14 protein-coding genes are annotated in these 20,246 nt (G+C 59.9%); 4 read left to right on the plus strand and 10 right to left on the minus strand.

The genetic code is table 11. The annotated features are described in order from the left end of the window. Positions 1–69: 69 nt before the first annotated feature. Together ACM6IO_RS07615 and oadA are read left to right on the plus strand one after the other, a co-directional pair. Positions 70–1,485 (plus strand): acetyl-CoA carboxylase biotin carboxylase subunit, encoded by a 1,416-nt coding sequence (locus ACM6IO_RS07615; RefSeq protein WP_008030739.1) that lies wholly within the window; start codon positions 70–72, stop codon positions 1,483–1,485. A gap of 11 nt (positions 1,486–1,496) precedes the next feature. Beyond that, positions 1,497–3,305 carry a sodium-extruding oxaloacetate decarboxylase subunit alpha gene (gene oadA, locus ACM6IO_RS07620; protein ID WP_223553530.1) on the plus strand — a complete coding sequence of 603 codons (1,809 nt, stop codon included), beginning with the start codon at positions 1,497–1,499 and terminating at the stop codon, positions 3,303–3,305. Positions 3,306–3,495: 190 nt separating this feature from the next. Here oadA and ACM6IO_RS07625 read toward each other — a convergent pair whose 3' ends face one another. From ACM6IO_RS07625 to ACM6IO_RS07635, 3 genes are all read right to left on the minus strand, one after another. Further along, complete coding sequence (locus ACM6IO_RS07625) at positions 3,496–5,553, minus strand: autotransporter domain-containing protein (protein WP_223450087.1); 2,058 nt, start codon at positions 5,551–5,553, stop codon at positions 3,496–3,498. 233 nt (positions 5,554–5,786) lie between these two features. Continuing rightward, positions 5,787–6,623: an amino acid ABC transporter permease gene (locus tag ACM6IO_RS07630; protein WP_008030736.1), complete on the minus strand. Its 837-nt coding sequence runs from the start codon at positions 6,621–6,623 to the stop codon at positions 5,787–5,789. Next, positions 6,620–7,441, minus strand: coding sequence for an ABC transporter substrate-binding protein (locus ACM6IO_RS07635; RefSeq protein WP_008038142.1), 822 nt, complete (start codon positions 7,439–7,441; stop codon positions 6,620–6,622). Before ACM6IO_RS07635 ends, ACM6IO_RS07630 begins: the two co-directional genes overlap by 4 nt. A gap of 112 nt (positions 7,442–7,553) precedes the next feature. On the opposite strand from ACM6IO_RS07635, the gene ACM6IO_RS07640 reads away from it, so the two are divergent. After that, the gene (locus tag ACM6IO_RS07640) at positions 7,554–8,453 is read left to right on the plus strand and encodes a homocysteine S-methyltransferase family protein (protein ID WP_414911246.1); all 900 of its coding nucleotides are present in this window, start codon (positions 7,554–7,556) and stop codon (positions 8,451–8,453) included. A 93-nt stretch (positions 8,454–8,546) separates the two neighbouring features. Here the strand turns inward: ACM6IO_RS07640 and ACM6IO_RS07645 are convergent, their stop codons facing one another. From ACM6IO_RS07645 to ACM6IO_RS07655, 3 genes are read right to left on the minus strand one after another with little or no spacing between them, the layout of a single operon-like run. Then, a complete protein-coding gene (locus ACM6IO_RS07645; protein WP_008030727.1) occupies positions 8,547–9,218 on the minus strand; it encodes a GNAT family N-acetyltransferase in 672 nt (223 codons plus the stop codon). A gap of 17 nt (positions 9,219–9,235) precedes the next feature. Beyond that, complete coding sequence (locus tag ACM6IO_RS07650; RefSeq protein ID WP_008038140.1) at positions 9,236–9,682, minus strand: GNAT family N-acetyltransferase; 447 nt, start codon at positions 9,680–9,682, stop codon at positions 9,236–9,238. Positions 9,683–9,691: 9 nt separating this feature from the next. Then, positions 9,692–10,315: an FMN-binding negative transcriptional regulator gene (locus tag ACM6IO_RS07655; RefSeq protein WP_414911247.1), complete on the minus strand. Its 624-nt coding sequence runs from the start codon at positions 10,313–10,315 to the stop codon at positions 9,692–9,694. Between the two features lie 90 nt (positions 10,316–10,405). On the opposite strand from ACM6IO_RS07655, the gene ACM6IO_RS07660 reads away from it, so the two are divergent. Continuing rightward, positions 10,406–11,956, plus strand: coding sequence for a PLP-dependent aminotransferase family protein (locus tag ACM6IO_RS07660; protein ID WP_192228175.1), 1,551 nt, complete (start codon positions 10,406–10,408; stop codon positions 11,954–11,956). 28 nt (positions 11,957–11,984) lie between these two features. Here the strand turns inward: ACM6IO_RS07660 and ACM6IO_RS07665 are convergent, their stop codons facing one another. The 4 genes from ACM6IO_RS07665 to ACM6IO_RS07680 all read right to left on the minus strand — a co-directional run bounded on the left by ACM6IO_RS07665 (position 11,985) and on the right by ACM6IO_RS07680 (position 20,124). Continuing rightward, positions 11,985–16,571, minus strand: a complete 4,587-nt coding sequence (locus tag ACM6IO_RS07665) for a dermonecrotic toxin domain-containing protein (RefSeq protein ID WP_414911248.1) — start codon at positions 16,569–16,571, stop codon at positions 11,985–11,987. A gap of 154 nt (positions 16,572–16,725) precedes the next feature. Then, entirely contained in the window at positions 16,726–17,826 is a 1,101-nt protein-coding gene (locus ACM6IO_RS07670; RefSeq protein WP_008038136.1) for a polyamine ABC transporter substrate-binding protein, read from the minus strand. Positions 17,827–17,831: 5 nt separating this feature from the next. Then, positions 17,832–18,869, minus strand: a complete 1,038-nt coding sequence (locus ACM6IO_RS07675; RefSeq protein ID WP_192228177.1) for a histone deacetylase family protein — start codon at positions 18,867–18,869, stop codon at positions 17,832–17,834. 262 nt (positions 18,870–19,131) lie between these two features. Then, positions 19,132–20,124 carry an AraC family transcriptional regulator gene (locus tag ACM6IO_RS07680; RefSeq protein ID WP_008030718.1) on the minus strand — a complete coding sequence of 331 codons (993 nt, stop codon included), beginning with the start codon at positions 20,122–20,124 and terminating at the stop codon, positions 19,132–19,134. Positions 20,125–20,246: the final 122 nt, after the last annotated feature.

Consider the following 20,246-nt stretch of genomic DNA (forward strand, 5'->3'; position numbering starts at 1 on the left):
GAAACATTTGGTCACGCGTCGACCTGGTCTAGCAGGTCGTGGGTACCACCGGCTCAAGGGAAACTCCAAGTGATAACAAAGATCCTGATCGCCAACCGTGGTGAGATTGCCGTACGAATCGTGCGAGCCTGCGCCGAGATGGGCATTCGCTCGGTTGCGATCTATTCCGACGCCGACCGCCATGCCTTGCATGTGAAGCGTGCGGATGAAGCCCACAGCATCGGTGCCGAGCCACTGGCCGGTTACCTGAATGCGCGCAAGCTGGTGAATCTGGCAGTAGAAACCGGTTGTGATGCGTTGCATCCCGGCTACGGTTTCCTCTCGGAAAACGCTGAGCTGGCAGATATCTGCGCAGAACGCGGCATCAAGTTCATCGGTCCATCGGCTGAAGTGATTCGCCGCATGGGCGACAAGACTGAAGCCCGTCGCAGCATGATCAAGGCTGGCGTACCTGTCACCCCGGGTACCGAGGGCAACGTCGCGGACATCGCCGAAGCCTTGGTCGAAGGCGACCGCATCGGATATCCGGTGATGCTCAAGGCGACTTCCGGTGGTGGTGGCCGTGGTATCCGTCGCTGCGACAGCCGAGAAGAACTTGAACAAGCATTCCCTCGGGTCATTTCCGAAGCCACCAAGGCCTTCGGTTCGGCGGAAGTGTTCCTGGAAAAATGCATCGTCAACCCGAAGCACATCGAAGCGCAGATCCTCGGCGACAGCTTTGGCAATGTGGTGCACCTGTTCGAACGTGACTGCTCGATCCAGCGCCGCAACCAGAAGCTCATCGAAATCGCCCCGAGCCCGCAACTGACCCCGGAACAGCGTGCCTACATCGGCGACCTGTCGGTGCGCGCAGCCAAGGCAGTGGGTTACGAGAACGCCGGCACCGTGGAGTTCCTGCTCGCCGAGGGCGAGGTGTACTTCATGGAGATGAACACCCGGGTGCAGGTTGAACACACCATCACCGAAGAAATCACCGGCATCGACATCGTGCGTGAGCAGATCCGCATCGCGTCCGGCCTGCCGCTTTCGGTGAAACAGGAAGACATCCAGCACCGCGGTTTCGCGCTGCAATTCCGGATCAACGCCGAAGACCCGAAAAACAACTTCCTGCCGAGCTTCGGCAAGATCACCCGTTACTACGCACCCGGCGGTCCTGGCGTGCGTACCGATACGGCGATCTACACCGGCTACACCATTCCGCCGTTCTACGACTCCATGTGTCTGAAACTGGTGGTGTGGGCGCTGACCTGGGAAGAGGCAATGGACCGTGGCTTGCGCGCCCTCGACGACATGCGTCTGCAAGGGGTCAAGACCACCGCCGCGTACTACCAGGAAATCCTGCGTAACCCGGAATTCCGTAGCGGCCAGTTCAATACCAGCTTCGTTGAAAGCCACCCTGAACTGACCAATTACTCGATCAAGCGCAAACCCGAAGAGCTGGCCCTGGCCATCGCCGCCGCCATCGCCGCCCACGCAGGCCTGTGAGGAATAGAACAATGAGCAAGCAAATCTACGTTACCGACACAATCCTGCGCGACGCCCACCAATCGCTGCTCGCCACCCGCATGCGCACCGAAGACATGCTGCCGATCTGCGACAAGCTCGACAAAGTCGGCTACTGGTCGCTGGAGTGCTGGGGCGGCGCGACGTTCGACGCCTGCGTACGCTTCCTCAAAGAAGACCCGTGGGAGCGTCTGCGCCAACTGCGCGCGGCGTTGCCTAACACCCGTTTGCAAATGCTGCTGCGTGGCCAGAACCTGCTGGGCTACCGCCATTACAGCGACGACGTGGTCAAAGCCTTCGTCGCCAAGGCAGCGGTCAACGGCATCGACGTGTTCCGCATCTTCGACGCCATGAACGACGTGCGTAACCTGCGCGTGGCCATCGAAGCGGTGAAAGCGGCGGGCAAACACGCCCAGGGCACCATCGCCTACACCACCAGCCCGGTGCACACCATCGAGGCATTCGTGAACCAGGCCAAGCAAATGGAAGCCATGGGTTGCGATTCGGTGGCAATCAAGGACATGGCCGGCCTGCTGACGCCGTACGCGACTGGCGAACTGGTCAAGGCACTGAAAGCCGAGCAGTCGCTGCCAGTGTTCATTCACTCGCACGACACCGCTGGCCTGGCTGCGATGTGCCAGATGAAGGCCATCGAAAACGGTGCCGACCACATCGACACCGCGATCTCCAGCTTCGCCTGGGGCACCAGCCACCCTGGCACCGAGTCGATGGTCGCCGCCCTTAAAGGCAGCGAATTCGACACCGGCCTGAACCTGGAATTGCTGCAAGAGATCGGTCTGTACTTCTACGCCGTGCGCAAGAAGTACCACCAGTTCGAAAGCGAATTCACCGCCGTCGACACCCGCGTGCAAGTCAACCAGGTACCGGGCGGCATGATCTCCAACCTGGCCAACCAGCTCAAAGAGCAGGGCGCGCTGAACCGCATGAGCGAAGTGCTGGCCGAAATCCCGCGCGTTCGTGAAGACCTCGGTTTCCCGCCGCTGGTAACCCCGACCTCGCAGATCGTTGGCACCCAGGCGTTCTTCAACGTGCTGGCCGGTGAGCGCTACAAAACCATCACCAACGAAGTGAAGCTCTACCTGCAAGGCGGCTACGGCAAGGCGCCAGGCACCGTAAACGAAAAACTGCGCCGCCAGGCCATCGGCAGCGAAGAAGTGATCGACGTTCGTCCGGCTGACCTGCTCAAGCCGGAAATGACCAAGCTGCGTGCCGAAATCGGCGCCGTGGCCAAGTCTGAAGAAGACGTTCTGACCTACGCGATGTTCCCGGACATCGGCCGCAAATTCCTCGAGGAACGCGCTGCCGGCACCCTCACTCCAGAAGTGCTGTTGCCGATTCCGGAAGCGGGCGGCGTTGCCTCTGCCGGCGGTGAAGGCGTGCCAACCGAGTTCGTCATCGACGTCCACGGCGAAACCTACCGCGTCGACATCACCGGTGTCGGCGTCAAGGCTGAAGGCAAGCGTCACTTCTACCTGTCCATCGACGGCATGCCGGAAGAAGTGGTGTTCGAACCACTCAACGAATTCGTCAGCGGCGGCAGCAGCAAGCGCAAACAAGCCACGGCACCGGGCCACGTCAGCACCACCATGCCAGGCAACATCGTCGACGTGCTGGTCAAGGAAGGCGACGTTGTGAAAGCCGGCCAGGCCGTGCTGATCACCGAAGCGATGAAGATGGAAACCGAAGTGCAGGCAGCCATCGCCGGCAAAGTCACCGCCATCCACGTGGCCAAGGGCGACCGGGTCAACCCGGGCGAAATCCTGATCGAGATCGAAGGCTGAGTTAACAGCCTCGATACAACGCTTTAAACCTCGGGGGGGCATGTGCTCCCCTTTTTTTTCGCCTGTTATTCAAGGCACCACATGACCCATGTGGGAGCGAGCCTGCTCGCGATTACGGTGTGACACTCAGCCTCTTCATTGGCAGATTCTCCGCTAGCGCGAGCAGGTATGGTGATGTGTCAGTGGTTGATCAGAACGCCATCCGCCACTGACCCATTACGCCATGAGTGCGGCTATCGCTGCCCATTTCACCCGAGAGCCCCACTCCAATCGTGTTACGTGCTGAAAGCCTGAGGTCCACACCCGCATCGACCATAAATTTGTCCCGATCCTGTGGCGCACTGTAGACGCTGTAGTCGTTGCCGCCGGTGACAAGGCGTTGCCTGGTTTCTGTGTAGACCTTGCCATACGTGTGTTTCCAGCCTGCGCTGAAACGCGGCGTTAGTTGCATTCCGTTATCCAGCGTATTGAGCTTCGCCAGACGCAGGCCGAATGTGCTGCTGAAGTTTTCCTCGGATTGATCGTGGACTTTCAGCGAAGCATCGCCTCCTTTCTCAGTGAAACTGTCGCGTTGATAGCGCTGGTACCCAAGACTGGCAAACGGTTCGATGATGACGCTGACGCGGCCAAGGTTGAAACCCACCTCTGCGAAGGCTTGTTGGGTATTGGCCTCGTAACGGCCCTTGGGTCGATCCTTGAAACCGTAAAATTCGACCCGGCGCGTGCTGCTGCCATCATGGTTGTTGTAAGTCGCGCCCAAGCGCAGGGACATTGGCCCGTTCTGGCGAAGTGCGTAAGCCCCCAAGTGCCAGCTGTCCAGATTGCCGTCCAACTCGCGGCTCTTCTGGCGAGTGCGGGATTGACCGCCCATCAGACCTAGACGCCATTGCTCATCAATTTGCCAGTCGGCACCTATCACCAATCCGTGGGTGGAATGCTGCAGCGGGTCATAGTCGCGATCCAGTTTCCCACTGTGTCCCAGCGCCTGGAGCCAGACTCGGCCATTGGCATCGCTGCCGGCTGCCAGTCGAGGCGCACCATTCTGATTATTGGAAACACTGTTGCTATCGAGCTGGCGCATGGCCGAGAGCAGGGTGGCGCTTATCGGGCCGTCACTGTTCAAGGTCGCCTTGGCGAGGTTGGCGTTGCTGTCGCCGGCCAGAATTTCGAGGGCGTGGGCAGCGGTAGCTCGATCGGATCCGAGCAGGGCGGTGACGGCGGCATTGGTCGTGCTGGAGGTTTTTTGTTCGGTCTGGGTGGCCGTTGGCTCTTCAATGCTGGCACCGAACTGCTTGCCACTTTCCGTATCCGCGATGCTCTCGAAAGATACATCGTTACGTGCGTAGGTCAGGCTGACAATTCTCGGGTCGTCGTAATTCAGTTCAGGTGTCATGAAAACAAGGTTGTTTTCGATGTCGCCGAAACGCCCCACGACGTTGGTCGCCTCAATGAGGGTGTACTGGCTGGTTTGCGGGAAATCACCAGTTGCGGCAATTTTCAGGGTTGCATCGCCAAGGCTCGCCGTGCCATCGACTTTGATCGTCTCGCCTCGGCCATCGGCATTTACTTCATAGGTCAGAACTGCGGTCCTGGACAGTTTCATGTCGCCCGCTACGACAGGTGCGCCGAGTTGTCGATTGACGACGAGCCCGCCGCTTACGTCCAGCCCTCCTACACGGCCCTTGCCACTGAAGGTTCCCGACTCATACACCTCGACGTTTCCGCCGATGCTGCCGTTGTTCACCAACGTGCCTTGAGCGACTGCGCGCCCTTGGATATGTCCGTTATTGGTGAGCATCGCCTGAGGGCGCACTAAGGCACCGATCTGGAAGTCTCCGGAGTCCTTGCCGCCATTCAGGGTCCACGTACCCTGTTTGATATCCAGGCCAGCGAAATCCCGGGTTTCGCCCAATGTGCCCCCTTTGGTGTGATCGAGTCTGATGACGTTGATGCCACCACCGCCGTCCAGTCGCTTGGTCATGCCCCCTCCGGAAAGGACGCTGACCAGATCGTTACGCTCATCCAACTGCAGATTTCGCCACTCCGCGATTTTGTTGATCAAGTGGGGTTGGGTATCGGCAGCTCCGATGAACGCATCGAGTTCCATAATCAAGTCTTCGGACGTTTCGAAAGGTGCGGAAGTTTGATCGGTACTGGTTTGTTGGGCCGCCGCGAATTCAGCGCAGCCCACGGCAAGTGCTATCGAAAATGCGAGGTGTTTGGGTCGGTATTTGTGTTGAACGGGCATCGAATTCGGCCTCTTTTGACAGGAGGCCAAACTCTAAAAGGGAGGCTATATGTGCCGATGTCAGCTGCGTCCGGCAGCGATGCAGGCGGCGTCGGATGGTTGCGTGGAAAAAGAACAGCCAAATGGGGATGGCCGTATTTATCGGTTTTGCCAAGGCGCTTTTTCTTACAGGAATTCTCAACGAATGTTAGAAACGTCAGAAGTGCCCATACCCGAAGACGGTGATTTTTTACCTAACTACGACTCAAATACGCCTTCCCATAATGCCGCTCCATCCGCGCCTGAATCAGCTCCAGCCCAATCGACATCACCCAGTAAATCACCGCCGCCGTCGTCAGCATCTCGATGTAGCGATAGCTCGAGCGCCCATACGACTGCGCCAGAAACATCACCTCCCAAACACCCATCACCGAGATCAGTGACGAGTCTTTGAGCATCGAGATGAATTGATTGGTGGTCGGCGGGATGATGGTGCGCATGGCTTGCGGCAGGGTGACGCGCCAGAAGATCACGGTTTCGCGCATGCCCAGTGCCAGCGAGGCTTCGCGCTGGCCGTGGGGGACGCCGAGGATGCCGGCGCGGAAAATTTCGCTGAGGTAGGCGCCGTAGTTCAGCGACAGGGCGATGATGCCGGCGACGACGGCGCCCGGCACGATGCCGAGTTGCGGCAGGCCGAGGTAGATCAGCAGGATCTGGATCAGCAGCGGAGTGCCGCGAAAGAACGAAGCGTAGAAACTTGCTATGCCGAAGGCCACGGCGCTTTTCGACAGCCGTGCGAGGGCGGTGATGAAGCCCAGCAGCGACGACGCGACGATTGAGCACAGGCACAAAAACAGGGTCAGCGCCGCGCCTTGCAGAAAGCCGTTTGGCGCCAGGTGCAAGCCGATCAGGTTGGGCAGTTTGTCGAGGATGATCGAGAACTTCAGGTCGAAGCTCAGGAAGAAACTGGCGAACAGACCCAGCATTGCCGCCCAGGTCAGGTACAGCCGCGTGCGAAAACCGAAGATCCGTTGCAGCCGGGACTCAGCCACCGGTTGTGGCGGCTGAGGTGGGTTGGGGAAGGAAGTCATTTGCTGATGTCGGCGCCGATCCATTTTTGCGAGAGTTTGCTCAGGGTGCCGTCCTGTTTCAGTTGCGCGAAGACGTCACGCACCTTGGCGTCCCACTGAGCATCGCCTTTTTCGATGGCCACCGAGTTCGGCTCCGAGTACAGCGGTTCGCCGGCAAGCTTGAAGCGTTTGTCTTCGGTCAGGCGCGGCTGCGCGGTGACCAGGTTGGTGAGGACCGCATCCAGTCGCACGCCGGCGCCCAGCCCTAGGTCCTGGAACGCCACGTTGTCGGTGTCGTACGGGGCGATCTGCACGTTTTCAAACGGGTACTGCAACTGCGTGTCTTCGGCGCCTTCGATCACCAGGTTTTTGTTCAGGTAGCTTTCGTAGCTGGAAGCACTGGTGAGGCCGACTTTCTTGCCGCTCAGGTCCTTGGCGCTGTGGATGCTGTCGTCCTTGGCGTTGACCACGATCACCGCGGGCGAGGCGTAGTACTCGACCGGGAAATCAAAGACTTCGGCGCGGGCCTTGCTCGGGGTCATGGAGCAGATGCAAATGTCGTAGCGCCCGCTCCAACGGCCGGCAGCGATCACGTCCCAGGAAGGTGTTTCGAGGCGCAGTTTGACCCCGAGTTTATTGGCCACGGCTTTGGCCACATCAACGTCGAAACCGTCGAGCTGGTTCTGGTCATTGAGGAACGAGAAGGGCGGATAGCTTTCCATCAGCACGCCGACCAGTTCTTTCTTTTGCTCGATGCGGTCCAGCGTGGCGCCGCCGAAGGCTTGGGTGGAGGCAGCCAGAATCGTCAGGCCCAGGGCCAGTAGTGGTTGAAGTTTCACAGTCGACCCCTGATAAAAAAATGGTTGTTATTAACCGGATGGTGCGTATTAAATAGTTATAAGAACTACTCTGGTAGTGAGTTATTTTCATAAGCATATGAGTAAAAAGCATATGAGCGCAGCAAGCACAGTGATTCTGGATGGCGGCATGGGTCGTGAGTTGCAACGCCGGGGGGCGCCATTCAGACAGCCTGAATGGTCGGCGCTGGCCTTGAGCGAAGCGCCGCAGGCCGTCGAGGCGGTGCATGCGGCTTATATCGAAAGCGGCGCGAACGTGATCACCAGCAACAGCTATGCGGTGGTGCCTTTTCACATTGGCGAAGAACGTTTTGCGGCTGAGGGTCGAGCCCTCGCGGCGCTGGCCGGGGAGTTGGCCAGGCGTGCGGTGGACGCTGCGGGCAAACCGGTACGTGTGGCGGGTTCATTGCCGCCGTTGTTCGGTTCCTATCGTCCGGATTTGTTCGATGCAGCTCGGGTGACGGAATTGCTCGCGCCGCTGGTCGAGGGGCTGGCCCCGCATGTCGACCTGTGGCTGGCCGAAACCCAGAGCTCGATCGTGGAAGCGCGAGCGATTCACGCCGGTCTGCCGAAGGACGGCAAGCCGTTCTGGCTGTCGTTTACCCTGAAGGATGAGGACACGGACGAAGTCCCGCGTTTGCGTTCCGGCGAACCTGTGGCCGAAGCCGCTGCAGTGGCTGCGCAGCTGGGTGTCGAGACGTTGCTGTTCAACTGCAGCCAGCCGGAAGTGATCGGTGCGGCGATTGATGCGGCGCGGGAAACGTTCGAGCGTCTGGGGGTGAAGATTCACATCGGCGCGTACGCCAATGCCTTCCCGCCGCAACCGAAAGAGGCGACAGCCAATGATGGTCTGGACCCGTTGCGCGACGATCTGGACCCGCCGGGCTACCTGCATTGGGCGGCGGACTGGAAAGAGCGCGGTGCCAGCCATTTGGGTGGGTGCTGCGGGATTGGGCCGGAGCATATTGCGGTGCTTGCCCAGAAATTGGTGTGATGCCATTCGCGGGCAAGCCTCGCTCCTACAGGTTCGTATGATCCCGTAGGAGCTAGGCTTGCCCGCGAAGGCGTCCGTCCAGGCGCCGCTGATTTACCCGCGACACTCAGCCAGAGTTTTCACCTGCCCCGACCCCGTCTGATTCTCATCACTCAACCACCGCTCAAACCCCGCCCCAACCACCGGCCATTCCGAATCCAGAATCGAATACCAGGCCGTATCCCGGTTCTGCCCCTTCACCACCATGTGCTGGCGGAACACCCCTTCAAAACTGAATCCCAACCGCTCCGCCGCGTACTTGGAGCGAGCGTTACCGTTGTTGCACTTCCACTCCAGACGCCGGTAGCCAAGGGCAAACGACTCTTTGGCCAGCAAATACACCGCCTCGGTACTTTTCGGCGAACGCTGCATCGGCGCGCCAAACGTGACGTGGCCGATTTCAATACGGCCCTGAGACGGTACGATGGACATCAAGCTGAGAATGCCTTGCACATCGCCGCTGGCACGGTCGATCACGCTGAAGAAATACGGGTCGCTGTTGGCCGCGTGATTGTTCAGCCAGTCGTTGAAAACGCTGCGCTCCGGGAAAGGACCGTAAGGCAAATAATCCCAGAGTTTCGGGTCGGCGCCCGGGCCTTGCAGGGCTTTGAACAAACCGTCGCCATGGCGTGCCGGGTCGAGTTTTTCCAGGCGGATGAAGCGCCCTTCGATGGTTTGCACCGTTGGCGCCGGGACGCCTTTCCAGTCTGCGAGTGAAGTCGTCATGTCGTTCTCCTTGAACCTTAAAGGGCTTTGCGGAACTGGATGAAACCAGGGCGCTCGGCGATGCGCTCGTAGAGCTGGATCGCGGTGGCGTTGGTTTCGTGGGTCAACCAGTGGACCTTGCAGCAACCGTCCGCTTTGGCGGTCGCGTAGACAAATTCGATCAGTTTGCGGCCGACGCCGGTGCCGCGGGTTTCAGGTGTTACCAACAGGTCTTGCAGGTAGCAGGAGTTTTCGATGCTCCAGTTCGACCGATGGTAGATGAAGTTCACCATGCCGACCGCTTTGCCGTCGCTCCACGCCAATGCCGAATGCGTCGGTTCATTCGAGTCGAGCAGGCGTTGCCATGTGCTGTCCGTGACCGCCTCAGGCAGTTCGGTGTTGTAGAAGCGCAGGTAGGCTTGCCACAACGGCAGCCACGCAGCGTGATCAGCAGCGGTGACCTGGCGGATTTCAATCTGACTCATGTTCAATCCTTAGCGCATCAAGTGGGCGAGGGCTTGGTCGTGCACGTTGGGGCTGGCGGCGAGCCCCTCGCGCACACCGGCGATGTCTGCGGTGCTGCGGTTCTGGCTGAGTTTGCGTTTGCCTTCCAGGCGCTGGATCGGCAGGGCAAACCCGACGATGGCCTTGAGCATGCCGTCGATGTAGTCGGCGGGTGCATCAGCGACTGTCCATGGCTGGGCGCGACCGGCTTCATGGCGATCGGTCAACGTACTGACCAGGTTAAGCAGGCGGTCGGCGTCGGTGAAAACCTCTGCGGTGCCGTAAGCGTGTACGGCGACGTAGTTCCAGGTCGGTACGACTTTGCCGTGCTCGGCTTTGCTCGGATAAAAGCCCGGGCTGATGTACGCGTCGGCACCGGCGAAAATGACCAGCGCTTCGGCACCGTTTTGCAGTGCCTTCCAGTGCGGGTTGGCCCGGGCGAAATGACCGTACAGGGTGCCATTCGGACCTTGGTCAGGGCTGAACAACAACGGCAGGTGACTGGCTTGCAAGCCTTGCTCGTCGTGGGTGATCACCACGGCCAGGCGTGTGTCGAGTATCTGCTGCTGCAGTTCATGCAAATCTTTGATGGCAAAGCTGCTGGGGTTGTACATGGAAAAATTCCTTGGCGAATGCATCCATCCTAGGCAGGCTATTGGTCTGTTGTAAGAGCCATTAACGACCAATTTCATAGGTCCATTGCCATGAGCGAAGCGCCGCTTTCCCTGTCGTTCAACCCGGCCGGTATCGAACTTGACCGCCGTCAGGGGCTTAGTCGTCAGCTCTATCAGGCCTTGCGCCTGCGGGTGCTCGACGGGCGCTTGGCCAGTGGCACTCGATTGCCGGCCAGCCGGGACTTGGCGGCGGCGTTGGCGATTTCCCGCAACAGCGTGGTTCGCGCCTACGATCAGCTCTATGCAGAGGGCTTCATCGAGGGGCGTGTCGGGGACGGGACTTACGTCGCGCAATTGCCTCAAGCGGCGTTGCCCACGAAAAAACTATCCACAAAAGTATCCACAGGGTTGTCAACAGGGTTACCCACAGCCTTATCCACAAATTGGCTGGATTTACCTGTGGTTTCATCCAGTAAAGTTATCCACAGCGGAGCGCTGGGGCGCGTTGAAAAGAACCATTTGGCCACGCCGCCCAGCGGTCCGCCTCGGGCTTTTCGGGTGGGCGTGCCGGCGTTTGACCTGTTTCCCTTCGAGGTGTGGGCCAAGCTGAATGCGGCTTTCTGGCGTAAACCGGATTTGCAGCAGCTGTGTTATGGCGATCCGGCGGGTGATGCGCGCTTGCGCGGCCTGATCGCCGCTTATTTGCGCAGCTCGCGGGGGATGCAGTGCACGGCTGAGCAAATAGTGATCACCAGCGGCGCACAGCAGGGGATTAGCCTTTGTGCACAGCTGCTGGTGGAGCCGGGCGACGGCGTGGCGATTGAAAATCCGGGGTATCGGGCGGCGGGTCATGCGTTCGCCGTGGCCGGGGCAAAATTGCATGGGGTGGCGGTGGACGGCGAGGGCATCGACTGCACCGAACTGGCCCGGCTCAGCGATTGTCGACTGGCCTATGTCACGCCTTCGCATCAATACCCGACCGGCGTGGTAATGAGCCTGGCGCGGCGTCTTGAATTACTCGCTTGGGCGGAGCGTAACCAAGGCTGGATCGTCGAGGACGACTACGATGGCGAGTACCGTTACAGCGGCGCACCCCTGGCGCCGTTGGCGGCGCTCGATCGGCAGGGCCGGGTCTTGTACGTCGGGACCTTTGGCAAAGTTGCATTCCCGGCGTTGCGCCTGGGTTATCTGGTGTTGCCGCCGGCACTGGTGCAGGCGTTTTCTCAACGTCGAGCGGTGGACGTCCGGCATTCCGAAGTCAGCACCCAGGCGGTGATGGCCGAGTTCATGGCCGCCGGACATTTCCAGCGGCACATCCGCCGCATGCGCCGTGCCGCCCTGAGTCGACGCAATACGTTGCTGGCGGGCTGGCCGCAGAACATCCCCGGCATCGGCAGCCTGCCGAGTGTCGCGGCAGGGTTGCATCTGACGGTGGCGGTCGACTCACAGGCGCGCGAGTACGAGCTGATAGAAAAAGCCGCCAGCGTCGATGTCGAGATCAATGCGCTGAGCAGCTATTGGTTGCCGGACACGCAGAAACCGGTGGACCAGCGTGCCGGGCTAGTCCTGGGTTTCGCGGCCGTGCCCGAGGCGGCCATCAGCACCGCACTCGGGCGACTGGAAAAGGTCTGGCGGCGTTAAGCAGTCACGGCTCACCCCGACGCAAGACTTACGATTTTGAGGCCGATGGCAGCACCTTCGCGAAAAACAGTGCAGTCGCCAGTTGTGGGCTGATTTCGCTGCGATAAATCGCTATCGCGTGGAGGTCGTCATTTGCACCGCGCGCCTCGGATGCGCCGCCCAGCAGCCGTTGCTGCACGGTTTTCAGATGCGCCGCCGTGAACGTCTGGACAGGCGACGCTGGCTGCGCGTAGTGAAAGTGTGCATACCACAGAACATTTTTGCTGGTGTGGTCACGGACCTCATATTCCTCGAGGTAGTCTTTTTTACGGCTTTTGAGCAAGCGTCGGCCGGGGTTCCTGACGATGTCGACCTGACCTTCGCTTTGCAGCCACTGGACCCGCTCTGCCGTCGGCGGCTGTAGTTTTGTCATGCTGATTCGCGTTGCGCGTCCCTGGCTGTAGAGGCGGGTTGCTCCGTCATTCAGCTGCTTGACCAGTGTCACGGCAGACCCCGGACCGTCATCGGTGGCGTTGCTGGAAATCAGCGCTTCGTCGATTGCCTTGGCGGCCTCCTGCAGTCGATGGGCCTGTTGATGGAACATCTCCTCGATTTCCACGGGAATTCGCCGCGCTCCTTTTGCATGGGCTTCTGTTCGACGAATGAAACCCTCCAGCCCGTCCAGCATTGCCTGACCTTGAACAATGCTTGTACCCAAATCGGGTTGGACGACGGCAGGGGAAACCGGTTTCGCGGCCACTCGTTCAACCCAGACACCCGGGGTTTTCTCATGAAAGGTCGAGATGACTTTGCCTGTCAGCGTCGAGGTTACGTCGACCAGTTCTGATCCGTCCGCCACGGCATCGGCGCGTAGTTGGCCGACCACCGTGCCGTTGTAACGGGTCTTGATGATGCGTTTGGCGGGCGCGGTCGGCAGACGGGAAGGGCCAGGTTGCGGTTCGAGCGCCTGGCGCTCGCGCAGCAGGCTCGCCAGGTGTTTCACGGTGCGCTGTTGAAACGCGTCGATGCGTTTGCGCATCAGGTCGAGCGCGGGTTGCAGGAACTGACCGGGGAACTCGCCGGGCAGATCGATGATGCGCTGATCGGTGACCGTGAGTTGCTCCACCAGATCACTGAGCCCCTCGATTCGCCCCGGCAAGCGCAATACGTCTTCGTCAGCGGCCAGATCCAGTGACGCCTGGATGGCGAGCGCTGCGTTTTCGACAACGCTCTCCAGCGCCGGGCGTGCTTCATGCGTGAGCGCAACCGAGGGTGCGAGGCACAACTCTTGGGCCAGCGTGATCTGGAACAGTTTGAGGTCCTGTAAATCGAACGTCGGTATGTTGGCCTTGACGTCGCGGATCACTTCCACGGCTTCTTTGCCGAGCAGGTTCAGTTGCTCGAAGCGCGATTGCGCGAATTCGATTTTGTTGATGTAGCCCTCGGTCAGATCGCTCATGTGTTGAAAGGTCTGTCGGGCGGCCTGCGTGTTTTCCGTTGGTTGTGTGTCGAGAAGATCGAGGGAGAGACGCATTTGATTGTCGAAAACAGGACGCTGGTGGTCGAACCATTTCTCCAGCAGCGATAGCTGGAAATCCAGGCGGCTGATCATCGCTTTTCGGAAATTGGGAATGGCTTCGCGAGCATTGAACGCTTTCATCTGTTCAATGTTGGCGCCGATGAATGACATCTGCGCATCGAGCATTTCAAGGTACAAGCGGCGATGGGTGTCGGTGGCGCTCGGAGCCTTCGCGTTTTTTTCAGCGTCCTTGAGTTCTGTTTCCCGGCTTTTGACCTGGCTTTCGAACGCTGTCATTTGCTGTTTCAGTTCAGCCAGACGCACTTTGTTTTGCTGTTCCAGCCGCTGCCTCTCCCTGCCCCCGCCCCGCAGCCTCAGCCGCGTATCGATAAACCATTCGCCGCTGGCGTTCTTGATCAGCAACGGCCCGGTGCGCGGGGGGGGCTGGCGTGAGTCAATGATTTGCACGTCGTTATTGTCGTTGAGGGTGACTTCGAACCATCGCTGGCCGACCTTCGCATACCATTTTCCGTTTAGTGAACTGAGGTGCTGGTGAGGGCCGGCCACGCTGGAGGCAACGGCCATTCCCTTGGGTTCGGCGATGGCCAGTTCATCCAGCAAGGTGCCCAACGCTACAGGCGGCAGCGTGGCGACGGCGTGCAAAGACGTCTCATGGTCGCGAGGCAGTTGATTGAGGTCGGGCAGGCGAGTGACCGTGATTGTGTGCGCTGGCTTGGTGGGCGGCGTGACCGGTAGCGGCTCGAGTTTCTCGGCCAACCGCGAGTCCGGTTTATGGCGAGCGGCAGCCCGATGAGCCAGTACCATGCCGAGCGTCAACAGCAAATCGGTCAGGGCAGACCAGGCAAGTTGGCTGTCTTCGCTTTCTGCGGCATCGGTGATTTCCTGCAAGTCGTCCACGATCTGCCAGATCCACGCGGCAACCCCGGCAGTGCGCCCGAGGAAGGGCAAGGCGACGTTGAACAGCATCCATGCGCCGTGCTTGAGCGTTTCCCAGCGAGCTTGTGCATTGGACACTGATTGACGGTCAGCCAAGGTGATCATGGCGTTGGCGTTCGCTTTGAACAGCGGCGCCAGTGAATCATCATCAAGGGCTGCCGCACTGAGCGACACCACGCCCATCTTGCCCAGCGCCGAGGTGGGATCGACCAGCAATTGGGTCAGGGTCCAGACCGAAGGCAACTCACCGGAAAACACGTACTGGGAATAGTTGAAGCGCACGTCGTCGGCCAGCCACGCCAGGACCGATTGGCGAAGGGGTTTTTCATGCTTGATCGCGTACAGCAGATTGGCTTCGTTCGGGTACTGCGTCAGTGAGGGCACGAGCAATGGCCGGTAGAGCAGGCACGGTCCCTGATCAGTGGAGCGCGGGCCGATGACGAACATATTGGCAACTTCGTCGCCCTTGCTGTCGGCGCTTTCACTGCTGATAAAAGCCAGCGGGCGAATGACAATCTCGTGCCCGTTCACTCGGCGGTCGGCCGCGCCTTGCTGCAGGGCTGCGTTGACGAATTGGTAGCCTTGTTCATCAATGCCGGCTTCGCCGCGCATCTTGTGTTGCAGCGCCTGCAAGGGCAACTGGGTGCGCAGATGACGCGTGTAGAGCGTTTGTCGGCGCAACGATTCTCGCGAGTCATCCAGCAGCTTGCGCTTGATCAACGCCGGGTAAACCGCGCCGATATCAACCTGGGTCACGAGTTTTTCCAGGTAGGCGGGTGTCATCCAGGCGGGCACTTGGTCGCCGTTTTTGTACTGTACCGTTTTGTTGCCCAGCGGAACGGCAATCAGGTTTTGCAGTGCCAATTCGATCAGCGACAACGTAACAGTCTGCGTCTTGCCAGGGACCACGATAGCGCCCAGCACGATGACGCTGGTGATGCTGATTTGAATGTCCTTCAGATTCAGGTCCGCTGCCGTTGGATGATCCTTGATCATCTGCTCTCGCAGGGTTTGCAGGGTAAATTCCGGCAGTGAAGCGATACCTTCGTCGAAGGTTTTTCCCGCGTCCTGCTCTCGCAACTGCGCCAGGTCCATCAGGTGTCGGCTGTAACGGGTCAGGTCCGCCGAAGATGCGTTACTCAGCCAGTCGGTCAGTAACCCCTGAACCTGGTTGAAGCGCGACGAAGGCAGGGCTTCAAATTCAGTGAAACTCTTCGCCGCCGCGCTGATTTGCGGTGAAAGCCTGGCGGGCGTAGTGCTCTGGAATGTATTGAAGGCCCCGATGGCTTCGGCTTCGAGTGCGATCAGCGCACACGCTTGATGATGGAAGAAGTTGCCCTCGGGTTCATACAGGCGCCATTGCAGGGTCTGCCCGGTGCTTGACGCCCCAGGGTTTGCAAACAATGTTTCGCCCAGTGCCGCAACAGAGTCGTAACGCCTGAACCCTTCGGTAATCGAGTGGGTCAGCACCAGTGTTCGGGTGCCCAATGTGCCCACAAACACCGCGATATCCAGAACCCGCAGATGTTTGCTCTGCGCGCTTTCAACGTGTTCGGTGTCGATCAGGCAGGCCTTGGTCAGGTACTTGTCCTGTGAGCGCCGTATTGCCCGATCCGGATGAGTGAACACGGCAAGGGCCATTGCTTTTTGATCGGCATCCCAATCGGTGGCCTCGTCGAGGTTCCAGATATCCTGCAGCGCCTGCGAGAGCTGATGCCAGCGTGGGGTCGAAGGGCTTGTCTGCTGATTCCAGTAATCCAGTTGCTGTTGCTGGTAGGCGATGAATAGCTGCGGTGCGAGCGTATTGATCAGCGAACCGATGGCCGTGATGTTCACCGGCAGTTGAGCCGGCGGGGCAACGCCCGGTTGCAGGGTCAGGAAATGCTCGCCATCGATGAACGTCACCGTCGAACCTGACAACCCGAGCCGCACCAACACATCGGTGAGCGATTCATACAGATTATTGCCCGGCACGACCTCGCTGCCGGTATCGACCCAGGTCGGAGTGACAACCGTGGCGAGCGTCGGATCTATCTTCAACTGCGGGTAAAGCGCGTTGAGTGCAGGCGCCAATGCAGTCGCTGCAACCTCTCTGATCGAGGGGCCGGTGACCAGTTGGGTCAGTACATTTTCTGCACTCGGGGAAAGGGTATCGGACATGGTCGTCTCCTGATTGAGGGTGCGCTGTTGTTGATTGCGCAGCGCTGGATCAGGGGACGGTATCGGGCGGGCTCAGGTGTCTGGCGGTACATAAATATCGCAGGCAAAAAAAAGACCCGCATCACGGCGGGTCTTCGTTTTTCAGGAAGGGGCTTCAGGTCCCTGACTTGATTTTGGTCCAGGCCCGCGTGCGCGCACGTTCGGCATCACGCGGCAGCGGTTGCAGGGTGTAAAGCGTGGCCATGGCCGTTTCGGTCGGGTACAGGTTCGGGTTGTTGCGGATCGCCGGGTCGACCAGTTCCGTAGCGTCCTTGTTCGGGTTCGGGTAACCGACGAAGTCGCTGACCGGCGCGATCACCTGCGGTTGCAGCAGGTAGTTGATGAAGGTGTAGGCGTCCTCGGTGTTCTTCGCGCCCTTCGGAATCGCGAGCATGTCGAACCAGATCGGCGCCCCTTCTTTCGGCAGGCGCATGTCGACGGTCACCCCGTTCTTCGCTTCCTTGGCGCGGTTGGCCGCCTGGGAGAAGCTGCCGGAATAACCGACCGCGACGCAGATGTCACCGTTGGCGATGTCGGCCATGTATTTGGAGGAGTGGAAGTACGTGACGTACGGCCGGATCTTCATCAACAGCGCTTCAGCCTTTTCGTAGTCCGCCGGCTTCTTGCTGTTGGGGTCCAGGCCGAGGTGTTGCAGGGCCAGGGGCAGGATTTCCGACGGCGAATCGAGCAGGGCGACGCCGCACTGCTTGAGCTTGCTGATGTTCTCTTCCTTGAAGATCAGGTCCCAGCTGTCAACCGGCGCGTCGGCGCCCAGCGCGGCTTTGACCTTGTCCGGGTTGAAGCCGATCAGGATGGTCCCGTACATGTACGGCACAGCGAATTTGTTGCCGGGGTCGTTGGCTTCGATCAGCTTCATCAGCTTCGGATCGAGGTGGTTCCAGTTCGGCAGTTTGCTGCGGTCCAGCGGCTGGAAAACACCGGCCTCGATCTGCTTGGCGAGGAACACGTTGGACGGCACCACCGCGTCGTAGCCGGAGTTGCCGGTCAGCAGCTTGGCTTCCAGCGCTTCGTTGGTGTCGAAAATGTCGTAGATCAGCTTGGTCTGGGTGTTCTGCGCCTTGAAGTCTTCCAGCGCTTTGGGGGTGATGTAATCGAACCAGTTGTAGACGCGCAACGTGCGCTCTTCGGCGTGAGCGGCTCCGCTGAGCACCGTGGCGCAGAGCGCGGGCACGATGAAACGCTTGAGTGTGTTCATTGTTGTTATTTCCCTTGGGCGCTTTCAAAACCTTCAAGAACGTTCACGGCATTGATGCCGATTTCTTCGACCGCGTAACCGCCTTCCATCACGAACAGGGTCGGCACGCCCAGCTTGGCGATGCGCTCGCCCATCGCCAGGTAGTCCGGGCTGTCGAGCTTGAACTGGGAGATTGGATCGTCCTTGAACGTGTCGACGCCCAGGGATACGACGACGATCTCGGCGCCGTACTTTTCGATCTCTTTGCAGGCTTGTTCCAGCGCTGCGCACCAAGTGTCCCAACCGCTGCCGGCGGGCAACGGGTAGTTGAAGTTGAAGCCTTCGCCCGCGCCTTCTCCGAGCTCGTCTTCATAACCGAGGAAGAACGGAAACTCGGCTTCCGGATGGCCGTGGATCGAAGTGAACAGCACATCGCTGCGCTCATAGAAAATCGATTGGGTGCCGTTGCCGTGGTGGTAATCGACGTCGAGGATCGCGACTTTCTTGTGGCCCTGATCGAGGAACGCCTGAGCGGCGATGGCGGCGTTGTTGAGGTAGCAATAACCGCCCATCAAGTCGCTGGCGGCATGGTGTCCCGGTGGACGGCACAACGCGAAGGCACTGCGCGCGCCACGCTGGATTTCCGCCTGGGCGGTGAGCGCCACTTGGGCTGCGCTGTACGCGGCCTGCCAGGTGCCGGCGGTGATCGGGGCGCCGCCGTCGAAGCTGTAGTAACCCAGTTCGCCGTGCAGGCTGGTGGGTTTGATGCGGCGCAAGGTACGAGCCGGCCAGGTGTAAGGCAGCAAGTCGCCGTCGGTGTTGAACTCGGTCCAGCGTGCCCAGGCGCCTTTGAAGAAGTCGAGGTAGTCGCGGCTGTGGATGCGTGCGATCGGGTCGAGGCCGAAATCCTTCGGCGCTTCTACCGGGCCGAGCTTTTGGTTTTGCACCCGTGACAGCACATGGTCGGCGCGCGAGGGCATTTCGAAGCAGGGCTTGAGTTGCCCGTCTATCAATTCACAACGGCCGTGGTGCAGGTGGTGATCGTCCGAGTAGATCGTCAGCATTTCTTGTTCTCCGCAGGCTGATTCGGTTGAACACAGTCTTGCGGCGGATGGCGATTCGGAGAACGGCAGGAAAGGCCAAAAGGGGATCGATGTGGCCAAAATAGTTGACCGAAATTCGCCCCTTTTCGACACGACAGCGCCCCGAATGACGCAGAACCTGTAGGAGCGAGGCTTGCCCGCGAAGGCGTCCTCAGGTACGCCAAGAGCTTCGCGGGCAAGTCGGGTCGCCGCATCGCTCGCTCCTACAAGGGGATGGTGTCGGTCAGGGGCGGAACTGGCTGGGCGCCACGCCGCTCCAGCGCACAAAGGCATGGCGGAAGCTCGCGGTCTCGCTGAAGCCCAGCACTTCGGCGATCCGGTAGATCGGCATCTGGTCTTCGCAGAGCAGTTGCTTGGCCTGCTCGAATCGCAGTTCATCCAGCAATTCCTGATAACTGCACCCCAGATCCTTGAGGTGCCGGCGCAGGGTCCGCGCCGAGCAATTCATCTGCTCGGCCAATCCTTCGAGCCCCGGTGCGGCATTCAATTGCGCGCTGAGCAACTGACGAATCCGCCCCAGCCACGCCTGACGTCCGGTGAACTCAAGGTTCTGCTTGCGGCAGCGTTCGGCCATGGCCTGATGGGTGATGACATCCGCGAGCGGCAGGGGTTGGTCGAGCCAGCGCTTGTCGAAGGCAAAGGCGTTGTCCCGCGCCTCGAAGTGCAGCGGGCAGTTGAAGTGTGCGGCGTAGGTCGCTTGATAGTCCGGCGCGGCATGTTCGAAGCGCGCGGCGATCAACGGCAGCGGGTGACCGAGCAGGTCGTCGCAGGTGACTTTCAATGACACCAGGCAGAACTCGGCATTGAACACCGCCATCGCCGGGCTCTCCCGGTAGTCGGCGGCGACGAACCAGATGCGTTCGCCGTCGTCCTCCAGGCTCAGCTCGAAAAGTGTTCCCAACAGCGCCGGAAAACGTATCGCCAGGCGCAAAGCGTCACCGAAGGTGGCACTGGTGAGCAGCGCATAACCGAGCATCCCGTAGCAGGAAACGTGCATGCGCCGACCCAGCTCCAGGCCGATGTCACGCTTGAGCGCGACCGCGTTGGCGCAGACCTGCATTTCCTGGTTGGTGGTGATGCGCGTGTCGGCACGGTTCAAGTCCGCTGCGCTGATGCCGCTCCCCGCGAGCAAGGCGTCGCTGGACAGGCCTTCGGCCTTGAAGGCGTTGAGCACCAGGGAGACAGCGTTGAGAGTGGTGAGGTGGGAGTGCAGCATGAGCGGCTTCCAGCCTTGGGATGGCTGGAACGCAGCAAATTACATGCCGAGCACTTGTAGGAGCCGGCTTGCTGGCGATCCAGTCGACGCGGTTTTCCAGACACACCGCGTTGCATGAATCG

This window comes from Pseudomonas sp. IT-P44, from assembly GCF_949768225.1.
Classification (GTDB): domain Bacteria; phylum Pseudomonadota; class Gammaproteobacteria; order Pseudomonadales; family Pseudomonadaceae; genus Aquipseudomonas; species Aquipseudomonas migulae.

Excerpts from the sequence above, each read along its gene's own strand:
- ACM6IO_RS07655 (WP_414911247.1), bottom strand. The coding sequence starts at position 10,315 with ATGTACAACCCCAGCAGCTTTGCCATCAAAGATTTGCATGAACTGCAG.
- ACM6IO_RS07675 (WP_192228177.1), bottom strand. The coding sequence starts at position 18,869 with ATGCTGACGATCTACTCGGACGATCACCACCTGCACCACGGCCGTTGT.
- ACM6IO_RS07640 (WP_414911246.1), top strand. The coding sequence starts at position 7,554 with ATGAGCGCAGCAAGCACAGTGATTCTGGATGGCGGCATGGGTCGTGAG.
- ACM6IO_RS07660 (WP_192228175.1), top strand. The coding sequence starts at position 10,406 with ATGAGCGAAGCGCCGCTTTCCCTGTCGTTCAACCCGGCCGGTATCGAA.
- ACM6IO_RS07625 (WP_223450087.1), bottom strand. The coding sequence starts at position 5,553 with ATGCCCGTTCAACACAAATACCGACCCAAACACCTCGCATTTTCGATA.
- ACM6IO_RS07670 (WP_008038136.1), bottom strand. The coding sequence starts at position 17,826 with ATGAACACACTCAAGCGTTTCATCGTGCCCGCGCTCTGCGCCACGGTG.
- ACM6IO_RS07630 (WP_008030736.1), bottom strand. The coding sequence starts at position 6,623 with ATGACTTCCTTCCCCAACCCACCTCAGCCGCCACAACCGGTGGCTGAG.
- ACM6IO_RS07665 (WP_414911248.1), bottom strand. The coding sequence starts at position 16,571 with ATGTCCGATACCCTTTCCCCGAGTGCAGAAAATGTACTGACCCAACTG.
- ACM6IO_RS07645 (WP_008030727.1), bottom strand. The coding sequence starts at position 9,218 with ATGACGACTTCACTCGCAGACTGGAAAGGCGTCCCGGCGCCAACGGTG.
- ACM6IO_RS07680 (WP_008030718.1), bottom strand. The coding sequence starts at position 20,124 with ATGCTGCACTCCCACCTCACCACTCTCAACGCTGTCTCCCTGGTGCTC.
- ACM6IO_RS07650 (WP_008038140.1), bottom strand. The coding sequence starts at position 9,682 with ATGAGTCAGATTGAAATCCGCCAGGTCACCGCTGCTGATCACGCTGCG.
- oadA (WP_223553530.1), top strand. The coding sequence starts at position 1,497 with ATGAGCAAGCAAATCTACGTTACCGACACAATCCTGCGCGACGCCCAC.